Consider the following 16,265-nt stretch of genomic DNA (forward strand, 5'->3'; position numbering starts at 1 on the left):
TCAGGGATTATATTAAATCGGCGGATTAGTAATTTTCAAAGGTAAATATATAATAAATTCAGCTCCTTCATTTGGCGCCGTGTTTACTACGATCCGCCCGTTGTGTTTTTCAATAATACTAAAAACAATAGACAATCCCAAACCAGTGCCCTCGCCTACATCCTTCGTAGTAAAGAACGGATCAAAGATTTTATCCTTCACCTCAGGCGGCATACCAACACCACTATCTTTAATGCTGATCCGTACGCTGCTGTTCTCCAGCCCCGTGGTAATGGTAAGGGATTCCTGGCCATTCGTGCCTTTGCTCTTCATGGCATTAAAGGCATTGGTGATGATGTTCATGAACACCTGGTTCACTTTGCCGGCATAACACTCCACCTTGGGCAGCTCGCCATAGTGGCGGATCACGTTTACGTTGGACGGGATGCTGTTGCGCAGCAATACCAGCGTAGAGTCCAGCCCTTCATGCAGATCTACGGATTTCAGATCGCTTTCATCCAGCCGGCTAAAAGTGCGTAGCCCCTTCACGATCTCCGCAGTGCGCTGCGCGCCGTCCTCTATGCCTTTCAGCAGGTCTGCGATCTCTTCATGTATATACTCAATGCCTATCTGTTTTTTGTAAGCGGCTACCTCGCGGAAAGCATGCTGTATATCCGGCGATTTCTCCAGCTGGTCATACTTCTCCAGCAGGGTCCTGATATCTTCTATATCCAGCCGCAATGGTTTTATGTTAGAGGTCACAAAGTTGATGGGGTTGTTGATCTCATGCGCAATACCTGCCGTCAACTGACCAAGTGAGGCCATTTTCTCTTTTTCCACCAGCTGGGTCTGCGCTTCCTTCAGGTTCACCAGCGCCACGTTCAGCTCCGTATTGGCTTTTTGCAAGGCCTCCGTACGTTCTGTTACCCGGGTTTCCAGTACCACGTTCTGCTCGCGCACCAGCTGTTCATTCTCTTGCGATACCTGCAGTGCTTCCGCCTGTGATTCTTCTTTTTCCTTCTTATAGGTATTGATCTTATCCGCCAGCGCAAACGACAGCAGCACTACTTCTACGGCGGAGCCTATCAGCAATATATGACTGGTGAAGATATTATAGGGGATGATACCTACATCCTTCAGCACAAAAATGATAATGGAAGAAATGAATACAAACCAGGCAATGATAAAGATCCTGGCCAGGCGCTCCCGTCTGGCGCGCACAATACCGTATACCAGCAGGAACACTACCACGGATAGGGCCAGCAGGTCAATAATGCCATAAGCTACAGAAAGCTGGCCGGCCAGGCATAAAGGTATCACTGCGGTATAGGCAATGATAAAGAACCAGAATACCTTATTGATGAAAGGGGAGCGGGCCTTTACATGCAGGAAGTTCTTCACAAACGCCAGCACGCCTATACCGGAAAGTACGCCGCCCCATTGTACGCTCTGCTCCGTAAGGAAAGCGCTGTCATGCCACCAGTAACGGTAGCCAAAGCCCTGCAGGCATATCTGCGTAAAACCTACCGTGGCAATATAGAAGATGTAATAGAAATAGCTCCAGTCCTTGGTCGTAAGGAAGATAAAGATGTTATAACAGAACATCACCAGTATAACCCCTATATACAACGCCAGGAACAGATCGTCCTTATTCAGTTTGCCCAGTATCTCCCGTTCCGTGCCTACATATGTGGGCACCAGTATTGGCTCCTTGCTCTGGATACGTAGCAGATACGTCTGTACCCCGCCGGGTGGTACATTCAGGTCAAATACAAAGTTCTGGTGATTATACGGCCGCTCATTGAACGGGCGCAGATCGCCGCTGGTGATCATCTTATACTGCCCGTCCTGGCCGGGATAGCAAAAATCTATCTCATCCAGTATCGGGTAGGTGATGTCTATCTTCAGATGCGGCTCGTTGGTATGGTTGGCTACCGTAAAACGCAACCACAGCACATCCGTGGTAATGGCAAAATTGGGTATCTGCTTGTCTATCTTCCGGAATTGTCCCCTCGCCAGCACATCCGCCAGCTGCAGGGAATCGCTGGGGTCCAGCAGGTATTCCATCTGTCCGTATACCGCCAGTTGCAACGGCTGTTCGTGGCTGATGGTGATCGTATCGGCCAGGGCGGTAAAACGGGCGCCCAGTACAAGGACTAATAACAGGTATATAGTGAGGTTGCGCTTCATTGCGGCGGACTAGTGAGTTGATGAATGATTAAAGACCAGATCCGGATCTGCATAATACCGGCCGGATGCGATAGGGCGCTCCAGGCATATCTCGCGGCACACATGAGCGGCCATCGCCCCTCCCAATGCTACTGCAGAGGCAAGTTGCGGCCAGGTAGTGATGGTTTTGCCTATTTCTGCAATAGAGCTGCGCAGCTTATCAGAAATATTATCAAAATCCAATATGTCGCGCACCAGCTGCATCCGCTCCTCTCCGCTAAATGTACGAATGCTGCTGTAAGATAAGTTATCCTGCACTTTTCCGTGCAAAAGAGGCCGGTCAGGCTGCAGATCAAAACGCTCAATGTCCATCATCCCCCGGTCGCTGGTCTCCATGATCACCGGTATCTGCGCGGCCCTGGCCCGTTGCCGGCTCAGGATCTTTATTTCCATACTGTCGCACTCCTCCACCAGCACATCCAGCCGGCCGTTCTCCGTAAGGAAAGTATCTATATTATCCTCCGTAATGCCCGCGTCAAAGCAGGTCACCTGCAGAAAAGGGTCTATCTCCGCTATCTCCCTGGCTACGATCGTGGTCTTTAGCAAGCCAATATTATAGGCGCCCGCCCGTATCCGGTTCAGGTTACTCAGGTCCAGGGTATCAAAATCCGCTATGCGTATCTCCCCGCAAAGCCGCTCTATAGCAATGGTCAACGCGGCAGACTGTCCTACGGAAAGGCCAATAATGCCAATTTTCTTATGGGCCAGCTGTTGCATCTCTGCGGCGGTGATCTTATGCTGGTTACGGCTGGTGCGCAGTTCTACAAACTCCGCCTCGTCCAGCAGGTGCACCATACGTTGGGACCAGGGATAGTATACCCATACGCCATATTCCTCAGCAGGGCCGCTGCCCAGCTGTATGGCTATTTTCTCTTCTAAAATGGGATCAGATAACCGCTCCCCGGGATGCCGGGTCTTGATCAGCTCCTTCAGCTGCTGGCGGATGGTGTCATATACCTGGATGGCAGGATGGGCGGTTAGCAGCGCCTTAAATGCAGCCAGCTGCGCCGGGTGTTTCAGTCGGAAGAATTGAACGGTCTTTATAGCATCATCCTTGCTGGTAAGCAGGGTCCTTTCTGTTGTGAGACTCATATATGGCTTTATTGTTTCATTTCACAAGTAACAGGTTATCATGTTGGGGTGCTTTGCGGATGCGCAGATCATAATCCAGTATCATCTCGCCCTTAGGCCCTTTTTCAACAATCGTTTGCACAGGATTGTTGCGCAGATGCATGATCTTTTCCCTTTCCTCCGGATGCGCGCCCCGCTGTTCCCAGGGGTCTTCCAGTATCATCGCGGTTGCGATCAGGTCTTCCTTCGGATAGTAGAAGGTACCCTGGTTGCCCACCGCCGTCAGTATCTTATAACCGGTTTTACTGCTGTTTTTAAAAGTGGTCTGTGCGCAGAAGCTTAAGAAAGTAGTAATAGGCAATTGGCTCAAAACAGCATTCACCACCCGGAACAATACAATGCTGCCCACGCCCCAGCCGGCTACCTCACGGGAGTTCCACAGCCCGCAGAACTCGCCGGTGCCGCCCTGCAGATGCAATTGCTTCACTATGTCGTAAATGCGCACATCCATGGTGTTGATTGCAGATTCTATCGGTAAGGGCACACTCCCCCCCGATAGCTGGATACGGCATCCGCCATAGATCTTATCCGAATCTTCCGATGTTACAGTGATCAGGTAGGCATACGGCTCATACATCCAATCTATACTTGCGGATGTTACTTTCGTCACTCCATATGCTTCCAATACTTTCCTGTGCCCGCCTATGTACTGCATACACTCTTCGGGATAGTCAATTGCCCTGAATACTCTTACCTTAAGCATGTATAGGAATGCTTTTAATTTTTAAACACTGGCTAAACATCACAAACACAGCATCCAGCTTTACTTGTTAGTTAGTTGTTAGTTAGTATAAGTCAATTAATTATTATGATGCACGGTTGCCTCTTAAGCATGCTTACCTAATAGAATGGACCCTTGCGGATACCATTTCCTAACCGGTGGTGATGACCCATGACACATTTTGTCGGCATTTGCTCATAGTTAGGCAACAAGGGCAGGAGTAACAATCTGCTGCGCTATTCTACAGCCTGGTACCGCCCGGGATAAATAGTCGTGATAAAATCCAGAATAGTTACGCTTAACTTTTCTCCACATGAAGGTACTGGTAAAATAATATTATTTCCACAATAAATTATAATGATTTTTTAGGCTGGTAAAGGAGAAGTGAAGAAATACGAGGTTAAATATCCGGAGATTGCGTATTACATCCGGCGTTTACAAATGACCTAAACTGGTGGTAAACTGATAGAAATGGTTTAATATTTGTAGCTTTATGACCCGCCGCCTTTCGCTTTGCTTATATTTCATATGTCATTATATCATCAATTTCAATACTATTGATATGGATAAGAGAGAATTCATCAAGCTGGCAGGCCTGGCAGGCGCAGCCGCTATTAGCAACCCAACCGGTTTACTCGCTGCCTCACCCGCTACCCTCAGCGCAGCTAAAGGAACCGGCCCTAAAGCGCCCTTTGAACTGCCGCCGCTGCCTTATGCCACAAACGCCCTGGAGCCTAACATTGATAAAATGACCATGGAGATCCACCACGATAAACACCACGGCGCCTATGTAAAGAACCTGAACGACGCAGTGAACGGAACCGCATTCGCCAGCCTTACGCTGGAAGAGATCCTGAACAAGGTCACAGAAAAAGACAAGGCTATACGTAATAACGCCGGTGGCCATTACAATCACTCCCTCTTCTGGACCCTGCTCTCCGCACAGAAAACTACGCCTTCAGAAAAACTGAAGTCTGCCATCAACAGCGCATTCGGAAGCTGGGATGCTTTCCAGCAGAAATTCAACGATGCCGCAAAAACAGTATTCGGCTCTGGCTGGGCCTGGCTTATCGTTACGCCGGATAAAAAGCTCACCGTCATAAATACGCCTAACCAGGATAACCCGCTCATGCATCAGATCGTGCAGACTAAGGGAATACCTGTACTGGGCCTGGATGTGTGGGAACATGCTTACTACCTCAAATACCAGAACCGCCGGCCTGATTATATCAGCGCTTTCTGGAACGTAGTGAACTGGAACGAAGTGGAGAAACAATATGATATGGCCATGAAATGATCTGGCCTTTAGCTGTTAGCTCTTAGCCTGGCTAAAAGCTAACAGCTAATAACTTCGGTATAAAATGCCACAACGTTAGCTGTATCGTAACAAGCGTACTTATAAACAAACACAACAACCCGCCCCTGTATTTTCGTTGCAACAATAATACCCCGCTCATCACCACCAATATAATATATAGTAACCCATACCCCGTTTCCCATAAACTCCAGGATACATTAGCCTGCAGCCTGGCCCTTAAAAAAGGATCTTGCGCATAAGGTAATAACGCGGTCCTGTACACGCCCGCCAGCGGCAACAGCATCAATGCAATACCTATAAGGATACCCGTTAGTAACAACAACCCCACATTCCATCCCAACAAATGCTGCCGGCCTTCCGCCAGCCGGTATACCTGCCAGGCCGCCAGGAAGGAGAGGGGCAGGCAGCAAAGGGAGGAGGGCCATGCCAGCAGGGATACCCACAGCAATACCCACATCCAGGTTTTAAGGTCTTTTAGCTCCAGCGGTTGCGCCGCGCTGTAAACAGACATAGCGGGTTTGCGCCCCCGCAGGTAGTTAAACAGGAATATACAGGCCGGGAAGCTACCTGCCCACAACACCCGGTAGTAAAAATAAGCGCTGTTGTACCAGTGCCCGGCAATAGCCTGCAGGCCCAGCTGGTGACGAAGGAACGCCATAACAGGCGCCCAGCCGTATGCAAAACCGGCATAGCTAAGCCATATGGCGGTGGGCAAGCAGGCGCAAAGCACCAGCATCGCCAGCTGTCCTGCTTTAACAGGCAGGCTGCCTTTACTGGCAATCCAGCAAAACAGCAGCACCAGCAGGCCCAGGATCAGAACCGCCGGCCCCTGGGTAAGCATGGCCAGCCCAAGGCAAACACCGCTAAGGATCACCGGGCGCATAGGCGCCGTGCTATAGTTAATGCGGTACGCGCAGTAAATAAACAGGAAGAAAAAGTAATTGAAAAGCGGGGCGGTCATACCGGATTTAAACAGCAGATGGGGCAGCCAGCAGGCAGCGTATACCAGCGCCCACCAGGCGCCCAGCCGCTCATCTCCGGCCTTTTGGCTAATGGCATAACCCGTAAGCAGGGTAAGGATGCCTATGATCGCGTTGGGAAAACGGGCGGCAAATGCACTGTTGCCAAATACCGCCATACTGCCGGCCTGCAGCCATAAGAATAAAGGAGGGGTATAGTCTGGGTTAAGGTCCGCCGGCGGCATGGCATAATGGCCATTCATAATCATATCCCAGGCGGCTGCTGCTAAATGTGCCTCCTGCGGAGCTACCAGTGGTACCGCTCCCAGGAATGGTATAAACAGCAGGCCTGCTGCTATGGCAATGATCAGGTACTTCATCCGGATGTGTTAAGTGGTTAATGTGCTTAACTACTCACCACAATGCCGGCATTAGCCCAGGTTGGCTTCCAGATGATTGGGTTCCAGCTCGGCTTCCGCCAGTAGCTGTGCCTCCGCCTGCTGACAAAGCACCGGGCTTTGGGTGAGATTCTTAAATTCGAACAAACCGTATACCACAAAGCTGCATAAAGCGCCAATAATGCTGCCAATATAAATGTCGGCAAAGAAATGTTGCGCCAGGTAAATACGGGAATACGCCGCTATCAGGGCCAGCCCAAGGAAAAGCGGACCGCGTAATTTGTTTTTATCAACCAGGGAAAGAAAACAGAAAAGTGAAAAAGCGCCCGCAGAGTGCCCGGAAGGGAAACTGTTTTGCCCATGCACCGTTACCCATTTTACCATATGCAGTAAAGACGGGTCCTGGAAATATAATAAAGGCCGTGGCGCATCCACTGCATGTTTAATTACCTGCACGATCACCGTCACCAGCAATATGCTCGTAAGCCCTATAAAAAACACTTTAAACTTACGGGTCATCAGCACGATCAGCAGCACCAACCCAAAGGCGATGCCATCCCCCATATAAGTAAGACCCGTCATAAGTACATCTGCATATGGGTTATGCAGATGGTTGATCCCCATAAAAAGCTCTGCCGGTGTGAATATGCTTTGCATAACAGCCCCCGTGAGTATCCATAGTAGTAACGGCAGAAAGAAGTAGGTGTTCTTTCTAAACAATGTAACGAACGCTTTCAATGTCAAACGTTTTAAGTTGTAGGTTGCTTCTGGCGTTTAGCCTTTTCTAAGAACTTTTTGATAATTTCGAATACTCTAAAATAAAACTCTTTGTTGAATAATTGCGAATCATTCATGGCTTTAACAATCAGGAAGCCCGCAATAGGCAACAGCACGATGTTTGAAAGCCACATTCCCCCAAAGGTGGTCAGCACATCCTTACGCGCCATCTTTTCCCCAACCATGAAGAATATATTAAATATAACAAAAAAGATCACTGCAAAAACCAGCGGCGTGCCCAAACCACCCTTACGGATAATGGAACCCAGCGGCGCCCCTATCAGGAACATTACCACACAGGCAAAGGCCAGGGTGAACTTACGCTGCCATTCCACCTTGTGTAGCAGCATCACCGCATGTTTATCCCCAAACTCCTTGGCCGTGCCTTCCAGGTTGCTGTTTGCTTCGCGGATGGCCTGGTCCGCACGGTCCAGCACATAACGGTAGTTCTGCTCCGGGATCAGGTCCCTGAATTCCTGTACGCCCAATGGAGGCGCTTTGTCCAGCCAGGCGCTGTCCTTCCATTTAAAGAAGGGGTAGCGCGAGGTCACATACGCATTCACGGTACGGGAAAATTTATTCTCTTCCAGCTGCAGGGAATCAATGGCTTTATCCAGCTGACGGATGTTCAGCATCTGCTGGTTAGAGGCAAACAAACCTACATCCAGCCGGCTAAAAGTAAAGGAGCTCAGGTCAAACGCCTTTTTGTATTCCGTAAAACCCATGCGGATGAGCTCACCGGGCACCGTAGAGCCGCGCAGGTTACGCTCCTCATAACGCCAGCCATCCTTCAGTACGAAGTACAGGAAACGTTTGTTGGCAGATAGTTCCATGGTGCCCTTCCTGGCCAGTATCAGCTTGTCCGCGCCACTGCCGCCGGCCCCGCTCTGGTCAAAGATCATCACCTGGTGAATGGTCTTATTATCTTTCTCCTTACGGGCTACTTTGATCGTATAGCCGGGTATGTCACTATAGAATATGCCCGCCTTTATATTAAAGGCCGGTTTGGAGTTGGTGATATCATATAAAAGGGATTTGGCGCGGAGGTTGGCCACGGGTATCACATAGTTGGCAAAAAGAAAGGCCAGTACGCCAATGCCCATACATACAAATAACAACGGGCGGATAAAACGCAGCAATGAGATGCCGGAAGACTTCAGCGCCACCAGCTCAAAGCTCTCGCCCAGGTTGCCAAAGGTCATAATGGCCGATAAGAGTACCGCCAGGGGCAGGGCCAGCGTAATAAGGCTGGCGCTGGTATAGGAAATAAGCTCCAGGATAACAGGCAGGTCCAGCCCCTTGCCCACCAGGTCATCTATGTACTTCCACAGGAACTGCATCAGTAACACAAACCAGGTTACAAAGAACGTGGCGATGAAAGGCCCCAGGAATGTTTTGATAATGAGCTTATCGAGTTTTTTCACTACTGAATAATTAATTATTACGATTTAGCTTTACAGCTTATCCGCCAACACCATGGCCGCGCTTGTTTTCCGCAAACCAGCCGCAATTTACTATGATTTCCGGTAGCGCAGCCATAGCCACGGATATGATACCGTTAATAATATGAAAAATTTTTTACTTACGCCAGCAGAGCAGCAGGTGGCCTTCGACGCCAGCTGGATCTACCGCAAGAACAGCGTGATAGAGAAGGTAATGGAGCTCCTGGGCGCCCTGCATCAGCAGCTGGAACAACATAACAATACCCGCCACTTCAACTTCCCTGCAGCCTGTCTGCAGCGTGGCGCCAAAATATCCAAAGGAGAGCGGTATAAGGAGCTGCCCTGGGTAATGCTGGATTATCCCCGCTTCTTTAGTCAGGAAGAGGTATTTGCCTTCCGCACCATGTTCTGGTGGGGGCACTATTTCAGCTGTACGCTACACCTGGCGGGCGCTGTCAAGGAACAGTACGCCATAGCTCTCATACAGGGATATACGCAACTGGCCCGGTCCGGGTTCCAGGTATATGTCCAGGAAGATCCCTGGCAGCATGATTTTGAGGATGGGAATTACAGGGCGGTGGAAACATTCACCGTACAGGAATGGAGGCAACTGGTCCTCCAGCAACGCTTTATAAAGCTGGCTAAGCCCTTTGCGCTGGATATATGGGAAAACATCATCCCTCAGGTAGTAGCAGAATATGCCATACTACTGGAGGTGCTTGGTAAATAATGTCGTGATTGATAGTTGTTAGCCGCTTGTTGTCCGGTCCGGGATAAGCTGTGCTACAGAAATTGTCCACTAATACTGTTCTATCTACGGGGTATTAATAGAAAACCGGAAGTAGTAGGAAATCGCTAACCGCTTAATGCAGCGCTAACAACGTTTTTCAATTGCCGATACGGTGAAAAAGGTCCTTTACCTGGTAATCCCAGAGCTGGCTTTGGTCCGCTATCTCCTTCTTTTCTGCAAAATCCTTCACTACCAGTATAGTTTCATTGGTAACTTCAGATATCTGGATACGGAACTCAAAAAACTCTTCGCTCGGGGCGTGTAACCAATGTAAACGTATAAATTCTTCTTCCTCTTGCTCCAGTACCTCTGCCTCCTCCATAGTACCATTCCAGGAAAAAGAAAAAACATTGTCCCTGAAATCTACCTTATCGGCAAACCATTCCTGCAGCCCCGCAGGGGTCGATAGGAACTCGTATAAGATACTTGGTGAGCACCGTACCGGGTATTCCAACTCATATTGCACTTTCTTAGACATCGCTCAAGTAATTAGTAAATCAATATCATCCGGCTGCAATTATAGAAAAATATTTATTCTGTCAAAATAATTTGCTGTTTTTTTTTAATCAATTCCCACATTTATTTGATGGTTTATAAATTTGCTTACTATTAAAAATATTATTAATATATTTGTATTGATTAAGAGTATATTAGACACTTTTTTTTGATAGGAATTACGCCAGCAGCCCTTGTAAGAAGCCTACGAATAATCAATCGATTTTGCTTGAAAACGGTTCAATAACTAATTATTTTTTTTGGGAGCTATCTAAAAAAAGTTATTTTTGTCTGGTATTCGTCAAAAAATTAACTTTTTATTAATAACCTGTAACTGTTCCGACTCTATGTCAATGCGCCAACTCAAGATCACGAAGTCGATTACGAACAGGGAGTCACAATCCCTGGAGAAGTACTTGCAGGAAATTGGAAAAGTAGATCTGATTACGCCTGAAGAAGAAGTGAACCTGGCTATCCGTATTAAACAGGGTGACCAACGTGCACTGGAGAAACTCACTAAAGCCAATCTGCGCTTTGTGGTGTCCGTGGCTAAGCAGTATCAGAACCAGGGCCTGTCGCTCAGTGATCTTATTAACGAAGGTAACCTGGGCCTGATCAAGGCAGCCCAGCGTTTTGATGAAACCCGCGGTTTCAAGTTCATATCCTATGCCGTATGGTGGATCCGTCAGTCTATCCTGCAAGCTTTGGCAGAACAGTCGCGTATCGTTCGCCTGCCCCTTAACAAAGTGGGCCTCAGCAACAAGATCAGCAAAGCTTACTCCCAGCTGGAACAAGAGTTCGAACGTGAGCCCTCTCCGGACGAACTGGCCACCATCCTGGAAATTAATACGGAAGAGGTAGAAGCTACCCTCGGTGTAGCCGCCCGCCACGTGTCTATGGACGCTCCCTTCATCGACGGCGAGGATAACTCCCTGCTGGATGTACTGGAAAATCCGAACGCCGTTAGCGCCGATGAGGAACTGGACCACCATGACTCCCTGCGCCGCGAAATAGAACGTTCCCTCTCCACCCTTACAGACCGTCAGAAAGATGTAATTATGCTGTACTTCGGTATCGCAGTAGAACATCCCATGTCCCTGGAAGATATCGGCGAAAAATTCGGCCTCACCCGCGAACGCGTACGCCAGATCAAGGATAAGGCTATTACAAAACTGCGCACCACTTCAAGAAGCAAACTGCTCCGGAATTACTTAGGCAGCTGATAATGCTAAATGGTTTTAGCGAACTCGCTAACAATCAGGCATTTTGTAATCAACCGGTAAAAGATATATTTTCGCACACGTAAATGGTGAATATGCTAAATATTCACCATTTTTTTATGTCATACAGCAAACACGGCCGTACTGCGGCCATACAGCAGCTGCATCGCGTATTTTCCCTGACCGGGAGCGGCCAAAGGATACGCAATGCCGTATGATTACCGTAACTTTGATCCGTAAAACAACAACAAATTTAACTAGTTACTAATGTTTGAATCATTATCAGAAAGACTGGATTCCGCGTTCAAACTGCTGAAAGGGGAAGGTCGCATTTCCGAGATCAATGTGGCCAGCACCGTAAAGGAAATTCGCCGTGCACTGGTGGATGCGGACGTGAACTATAAAATAGCCAAGGAGTTTACTGATAGGGTAAAAGATAAGGCCCTGGGCGAGAAAGTGATCACTGCCATCTCCCCCAGCCAGCTGATGGTAAAGATCGTGAAGGACGAACTGGCAGACCTCATGGGCGGTACCGCCGCAGAGCTGGAGCTCAAAGCCAATCCCACCATCATATTGATCGCCGGCCTGCAGGGTTCCGGTAAAACCACCTTCTCCGGTAAACTGGCCAACTTCCTCAAGTCCAAAGGCAAGAAACCCCTGCTGGTAGCAGCGGATATCTACCGCCCGGCGGCTATCGACCAGTTAAAAGTACTGGGCGGCCAGATCGAAGTACCCGTATATAGCGAGCCGGAGAACAAAAACGCCGTGCAGATAACAGAAAATGCCCTGCGCGAAGCCAAACAGAATAATAATAACGTAATTATTATAGATACGGCCGGCCGTCTGGCTGTAGACGAGGCCATGATGGCTGAGGTGGCCAACATCCGCAAAGCCGTTCAGCCACAGGAGATCCTGTTCGTAGTGGACTCCATGACCGGTCAGGATGCCGTAAACACCGCCAAGGCCTTTAACGACCGCCTGGACTTCACCGGCGTCGTGCTCACCAAACTCGACGGTGATACCCGCGGTGGCGCTGCCCTCACCATCAAATACACGGTAGAAAAGCCCATCAAGTTCGTGAGCATGGGCGAAAAGCTCGATACGCTGGATGTGTTCTACCCCGAGCGTATGGCGCAACGTATCCTGGGCATGGGTGATATCACCACCCTGGTAGAAAGGGCGCAGGCGCAGTTCAACGAAGAACAGGCTAAAAAGCTGGAAAAAAAGATCCGGCAGAACCAGTTCGACTTCGACGATTTCCGCGAACAGCTCCAGCAGATCAAGAAAATGGGTAACCTGAAAGACCTCATGGGCATGATACCCGGGGTAGGGAAGGCCATAAAGGATATAGATATCAGCGACGACGCTTTCAAGGGCATTGAGGCCATGATAGGTTCAATGACCCCCCAGGAGCGTGGTAATCCGGACATTATCGACGGCAGCCGCCGCAAACGTATTGCCAAAGGCGCCGGCAAAGAGATACAGGACGTAAACCAGTTTATGAAACAGTTCGAGCAAATGCGGCAGATGATGAAGATGATGAATAAGATGGGGGCGGGCGGAAAAGGACTGAAAGCGCTGGGAAGATAAAAACGGGCCCTTATCCATGGCTTGTTGCATAAAGATTGTAATGCTTTAACATACAATGGGCTACCAGCCATTGGGCAAAGGATCTCCGGAATTTATTTTGAGATTCACAATTAATCATTTACTTTTGCCCCCCTATATATTTTTTAAACTCGCAAAAAAATAACTCGATTTATTTATGCCAGTAAAGATCAGATTACAACGTCATGGCGCGAAAAAGAGACCTTTCTATTTTATTGTAGTAGCCGATGCGCGCGCGCCCAGGGATGGTAAATTCATCCAGAAGATCGGTACGTACAATCCCTTAACTGTTCCGGCATCTATCAACATTGATACCGAAAAAGCACTGCGCTGGTTACAGAAAGGCGCACAGCCCACTGATACAGTAAGGAGAATTTTATCTTTCAAAGGTGTGCTTTACCTGAAGCACCTGCTGAGAGGTGTTAAATTAGGCCTGTTCGATGAGCCTACTGCCTACAAGAAATTTGAACAGTGGCAGGCTGAGCACGAGCAGAAAGTAGCCGCCCGTCGCGATAGCCACAAAAAGGCCCGCGCAATCACTCCGGTGGTTAAAAGGGTAGAGGACGCTCCTGCTGAAGGCGGCAACGCTGAGGCATAAGCACCTTGCTTCACCATACTCAAAAAAGGAAATATTTGTCCGCAAATATTTCCTTTTTTATTTTGACAATAAACAGGGCTTAGAAACAGCATTTAGCTATAGCCAGTTTGATACCGTTACCGCTAAAAGCTAATAGCTAACGGCTAATAACTTGCCATTAACAGCTCGCCAATGAACAATTACTTCAGCATAGGAAAGCTTGTCGCTACCTTTGGCCTGGAAGGGGAACTGGTACTCCGCCACAGCCTGGGAAAACGAACCGCCCTCAAAGGGGTAGAGGTCCTTTTCCTGGAAGAGCGTAAGAACAGCTTCCTCCCTTATTTCCTGCAAAAAGCCAGCGCCAAGGACCATGAGCACGCCTACGTAAAGCTGGAAGGCATAGACGCCAGGGAAAAGGCCCAAAAGCTGGTCCAAACGCCTGTCTACCTCCAGGAATCCGACTTTAAGCAGCAAACAGCCGCCTCCGCCCCCTTATCTCTCCTGGGCTTTACCGTACAGGATGAGGCACAGGGCGCCCTGGGCGTTATAGAGGAGGTAATAGAGATGCCCATGCAAGTACTGGCAAAGGTCACCATACAGGGCAAAGAGGCCCTGTTACCACTCAACGACCAGACCCTTATAAAGATCGAAAAGAAAAAGCAGGTGGTCCACCTCCGCCTCCCGGATGGCCTCCTGGATATTTATTTAGGATAACCGCTCATTGGAATAAGGGATAAGTAAAAACTCTTAAGCTACTCATCATCATGCGTATAGACATCATTACGGTACAACCCGGCCTGCTGGAAAGTCCTTTTTCCCACTCCATCCTTAAACGGGCGCAGGACAAAGGCCTCCTGGAGGTACACGTTCACAACCTCCGGGATTACTCCACCCTCAAACACAAACAGGTAGACGACTACCAGTTTGGCGGGGGCGCCGGTATGGTCATGATGATGGAGCCCCTGGTAAAAGCCATTGAGCATTTACAGGCCCAATTCACCTATGATGAGGTCATTTACCTCACACCGGACGGCGAAACCCTTAACCAGCCCATGGCCAACCAGCTATCCCTCAAAGGCAACCTCTTACTCCTCTGCGGGCACTACAAAGGCATTGATGAGCGTTTCCGGCAACACTTCGTCACCAAAGAGATCTCTATCGGCGACTACGTCCTCTCCGGAGGCGAGCTCGCCGCCGCCGTACTGGTAGACGCGCTGGGCCGCCTCCTCCCCGGCGTGCTCAACGACGAAACCTCCGCCCTTTTCGACTCCTTCCAGGACCATCTCCTGGCCCCACCCGTCTATACCCGCCCGGAAGAATTCCGTGGCTGGCGCGTCCCTGACGTCCTCCTCAGCGGCGACCACCGCAAAATAGACGACTGGCGCCACGACCAGGCCCTCGAGCGCACCCGCCTCCGCCGTCCGGACCTCCTGCAGAAAGGCGAAGAAAATGACAAGGAAAAGGGTCCAGCCAAGGGAAAAGAAAAAGAATAACCGTGCAACCCCTACTGCCTTACGTGCATGCTGCGTTGCCGGCAGGTTCCGGTGTGAGCCTTGGCTGGCGCGGGCTCCCCCAGCCAACTACCCAAGCGAACACCCCGCGGCAGGCGCAGCTCACAGAGGAACCCTGCAGGCATAGCATTCCCATCCAATGCGCTAAAAACTCCCGGCATAGCATATCCACCGCAATTCCCATCCCCCCAAACCACCCCTCCCCCAAAATTTCTCCCGCTTTTATTTGGAACTTGTCTTTCCAGTACTTACCTTTGCCCTCCCATAAATAATTGAAAGATGAACGCTATTTCTTTTGTTCACGAGCAACTGACAACAAAAAAAGAGTTTCCGAAGTTTAAAGCCGGTGACAACGTTACCGTTAACTATAAAATCGTGGAAGGCAACAAGGAGAGGATCCAGTCTTTCAAAGGAGACGTGGTTAAGATCCAGGGTACCGGTTTCACCGCATCCTTTACCGTGCGTAAGATATCCGATGGTGTAGGCGTAGAAAGGGTATTCCCCATGTTCTCCCCTAACATCGACTCTATCCTGCTCCACAAGGTAGGTAAAGTAAGAAGGGCTAAACTGTACTACCTGCGTGAACGCGCCGGTAAAGCTGCCCGTATCAAGGAAAAAAGGGTTTAGTATAAAAATACAGGGAAATTAGTGAAAACGGGAGCCGTTCCTGACGGTTTCCCGTTTTTCTTTTTATATCCAGAGAAACCGTCATGTATTGTGGAACCCGCTCCGGCAGTGGTTAAAATCTACTTAAACTCATAACCCTCCGGAGAAAATTACAATTATTAGGTCTATCTTTGTACACTGAACTTTTAAAAACTGAGAACATGACTGCCGTTATTGTAAAAACACCTCTTTTATTATTCCAAGAACTTGGTATGACTGAATTATTGTTAATAGCACTGGTAGTATTGTTATTGTTTGGCGGAAAGAAAATTCCTGAGTTGATGCGTGGGCTGGGTAAAGGTATCCGCGAGTTCAATGATGCAAAAGCCAACGTACGTCAGGAAATCGAAGACGGCATGAAAGAGCAGCCTTCTACCACAGACGTAAAGAAATAATTGTAGTTAGCCGCTAGCTACTAGCGGCTACTTTATCTTACAGCAGCTA

The 16,265-nt window shown here is 49.0% G+C and carries 16 protein-coding genes; 9 read left to right on the forward strand and 7 right to left on the reverse strand.

Going from position 1 to position 16,265, the window contains the following annotated elements; genetic code table 11:
• Nucleotides 1–12 precede the first annotated feature (12 nt).
• From F0L74_RS07055 to F0L74_RS07065, 3 genes are read right to left on the reverse strand one after another with little or no spacing between them, the layout of a single operon-like run.
• Nucleotides 13–2,169 carry a sensor histidine kinase gene (locus F0L74_RS07055; RefSeq protein ID WP_149837093.1) on the reverse strand — a complete coding sequence of 719 codons (2,157 nt, stop codon included), beginning with the start codon at nt 2,167–2,169 and terminating at the stop codon, nt 13–15.
• Between the two features lie 9 nt (nt 2,170–2,178).
• Entirely contained in the window at nt 2,179–3,300 is a 1,122-nt protein-coding gene (locus tag F0L74_RS07060) for a ThiF family adenylyltransferase (RefSeq protein ID WP_149837094.1), read from the reverse strand.
• A gap of 16 nt (nt 3,301–3,316) precedes the next feature.
• The gene (locus tag F0L74_RS07065) at nt 3,317–4,042 is read right to left on the reverse strand and encodes a hypothetical protein (protein ID WP_149837095.1); all 726 of its coding nucleotides are present in this window, start codon (nt 4,040–4,042) and stop codon (nt 3,317–3,319) included.
• Between the two features lie 580 nt (nt 4,043–4,622).
• Between F0L74_RS07065 and F0L74_RS07070 the strand changes: the two genes are divergently transcribed.
• Nucleotides 4,623–5,357, forward strand: a complete 735-nt coding sequence (locus F0L74_RS07070; protein WP_149837096.1) for a superoxide dismutase — start codon at nt 4,623–4,625, stop codon at nt 5,355–5,357.
• 31 nt (nt 5,358–5,388) lie between these two features.
• Here the strand turns inward: F0L74_RS07070 and F0L74_RS07075 are convergent, their stop codons facing one another.
• The 3 genes from F0L74_RS07075 to F0L74_RS07085 are packed head-to-tail and all read right to left on the reverse strand — an operon-like array spanning nt 5,389 to nt 8,936.
• Nucleotides 5,389–6,717 carry an ArnT family glycosyltransferase gene (locus tag F0L74_RS07075; RefSeq protein ID WP_149837097.1) on the reverse strand — a complete coding sequence of 443 codons (1,329 nt, stop codon included), beginning with the start codon at nt 6,715–6,717 and terminating at the stop codon, nt 5,389–5,391.
• A gap of 51 nt (nt 6,718–6,768) precedes the next feature.
• A complete protein-coding gene (locus F0L74_RS07080; protein ID WP_149837098.1) occupies nt 6,769–7,473 on the reverse strand; it encodes a phosphatase PAP2 family protein in 705 nt (234 codons plus the stop codon).
• Nucleotides 7,474–7,484: 11 nt separating this feature from the next.
• Nucleotides 7,485–8,936, reverse strand: a complete 1,452-nt coding sequence (locus F0L74_RS07085) for an LptF/LptG family permease (protein ID WP_149837099.1) — start codon at nt 8,934–8,936, stop codon at nt 7,485–7,487.
• A 142-nt stretch (nt 8,937–9,078) separates the two neighbouring features.
• Here F0L74_RS07085 and F0L74_RS07090 point away from each other — a divergent pair, with 142 nt between their 5' ends.
• A complete protein-coding gene (locus F0L74_RS07090) occupies nt 9,079–9,684 on the forward strand; it encodes a hypothetical protein (RefSeq protein WP_149837100.1) in 606 nt (201 codons plus the stop codon).
• Nucleotides 9,685–9,841: 157 nt separating this feature from the next.
• Here F0L74_RS07090 and F0L74_RS07095 read toward each other — a convergent pair whose 3' ends face one another.
• Nucleotides 9,842–10,222: an START-like domain-containing protein gene (locus F0L74_RS07095; protein WP_149837101.1), complete on the reverse strand. Its 381-nt coding sequence runs from the start codon at nt 10,220–10,222 to the stop codon at nt 9,842–9,844.
• A gap of 364 nt (nt 10,223–10,586) precedes the next feature.
• Between F0L74_RS07095 and F0L74_RS07100 the strand changes: the two genes are divergently transcribed.
• The 7 genes from F0L74_RS07100 (at nt 10,587) to F0L74_RS07130 (ending at nt 16,216) form a co-directional block, all read left to right on the forward strand.
• Nucleotides 10,587–11,462, forward strand: coding sequence for a sigma-70 family RNA polymerase sigma factor (locus F0L74_RS07100; protein WP_213086907.1), 876 nt, complete (start codon nt 10,587–10,589; stop codon nt 11,460–11,462).
• A gap of 264 nt (nt 11,463–11,726) precedes the next feature.
• Nucleotides 11,727–13,049, forward strand: a complete 1,323-nt coding sequence (gene ffh / locus F0L74_RS07105; RefSeq protein WP_149837102.1) for a signal recognition particle protein — start codon at nt 11,727–11,729, stop codon at nt 13,047–13,049.
• A gap of 175 nt (nt 13,050–13,224) precedes the next feature.
• Entirely contained in the window at nt 13,225–13,665 is a 441-nt protein-coding gene (gene rpsP / locus F0L74_RS34060; RefSeq protein ID WP_149837103.1) for a 30S ribosomal protein S16, read from the forward strand.
• A 171-nt stretch (nt 13,666–13,836) separates the two neighbouring features.
• The gene (locus F0L74_RS07115) at nt 13,837–14,358 is read left to right on the forward strand and encodes a ribosome maturation factor RimM (protein ID WP_149837104.1); all 522 of its coding nucleotides are present in this window, start codon (nt 13,837–13,839) and stop codon (nt 14,356–14,358) included.
• Nucleotides 14,359–14,408: 50 nt separating this feature from the next.
• Complete coding sequence (gene trmD / locus F0L74_RS07120) at nt 14,409–15,137, forward strand: tRNA (guanosine(37)-N1)-methyltransferase TrmD (RefSeq protein ID WP_149837105.1); 729 nt, start codon at nt 14,409–14,411, stop codon at nt 15,135–15,137.
• A 297-nt stretch (nt 15,138–15,434) separates the two neighbouring features.
• On the forward strand, nt 15,435–15,782 hold the full coding sequence (rplS, locus tag F0L74_RS07125; protein ID WP_149837106.1) for a 50S ribosomal protein L19: 348 nt from the start codon (nt 15,435–15,437) through the stop codon (nt 15,780–15,782).
• Between the two features lie 200 nt (nt 15,783–15,982).
• Nucleotides 15,983–16,216 (forward strand): Sec-independent protein translocase subunit TatA/TatB, encoded by a 234-nt coding sequence (locus tag F0L74_RS07130; RefSeq protein WP_149837107.1) that lies wholly within the window; start codon nt 15,983–15,985, stop codon nt 16,214–16,216.
• The last annotated feature ends 49 nt before the right edge of the window (nt 16,217–16,265 follow it).

The sequence above is a fragment of the Chitinophaga agrisoli genome, from assembly GCF_008386695.1.
Lineage (GTDB): Bacteria > Bacteroidota > Bacteroidia > Chitinophagales > Chitinophagaceae > Chitinophaga > Chitinophaga agrisoli.

Excerpts from the sequence above, each read along its gene's own strand:
- F0L74_RS07055 (WP_149837093.1), bottom strand. The coding sequence starts at position 2,169 with ATGAAGCGCAACCTCACTATATACCTGTTATTAGTCCTTGTACTGGGC.
- F0L74_RS07060 (WP_149837094.1), bottom strand. The coding sequence starts at position 3,300 with ATGAGTCTCACAACAGAAAGGACCCTGCTTACCAGCAAGGATGATGCT.
- F0L74_RS07065 (WP_149837095.1), bottom strand. The coding sequence starts at position 4,042 with ATGCTTAAGGTAAGAGTATTCAGGGCAATTGACTATCCCGAAGAGTGT.
- F0L74_RS07070 (WP_149837096.1), top strand. The coding sequence starts at position 4,623 with ATGGATAAGAGAGAATTCATCAAGCTGGCAGGCCTGGCAGGCGCAGCC.
- F0L74_RS07075 (WP_149837097.1), bottom strand. The coding sequence starts at position 6,717 with ATGAAGTACCTGATCATTGCCATAGCAGCAGGCCTGCTGTTTATACCA.
- F0L74_RS07090 (WP_149837100.1), top strand. The coding sequence starts at position 9,079 with ATGAAAAATTTTTTACTTACGCCAGCAGAGCAGCAGGTGGCCTTCGAC.
- F0L74_RS07095 (WP_149837101.1), bottom strand. The coding sequence starts at position 10,222 with ATGTCTAAGAAAGTGCAATATGAGTTGGAATACCCGGTACGGTGCTCA.
- F0L74_RS07100 (WP_213086907.1), top strand. The coding sequence starts at position 10,587 with ATGTCAATGCGCCAACTCAAGATCACGAAGTCGATTACGAACAGGGAG.
- ffh (WP_149837102.1), top strand. The coding sequence starts at position 11,727 with ATGTTTGAATCATTATCAGAAAGACTGGATTCCGCGTTCAAACTGCTG.
- rpsP (WP_149837103.1), top strand. The coding sequence starts at position 13,225 with ATGCCAGTAAAGATCAGATTACAACGTCATGGCGCGAAAAAGAGACCT.
- F0L74_RS07115 (WP_149837104.1), top strand. The coding sequence starts at position 13,837 with ATGAACAATTACTTCAGCATAGGAAAGCTTGTCGCTACCTTTGGCCTG.
- trmD (WP_149837105.1), top strand. The coding sequence starts at position 14,409 with ATGCGTATAGACATCATTACGGTACAACCCGGCCTGCTGGAAAGTCCT.
- rplS (WP_149837106.1), top strand. The coding sequence starts at position 15,435 with ATGAACGCTATTTCTTTTGTTCACGAGCAACTGACAACAAAAAAAGAG.
- F0L74_RS07130 (WP_149837107.1), top strand. The coding sequence starts at position 15,983 with ATGACTGCCGTTATTGTAAAAACACCTCTTTTATTATTCCAAGAACTT.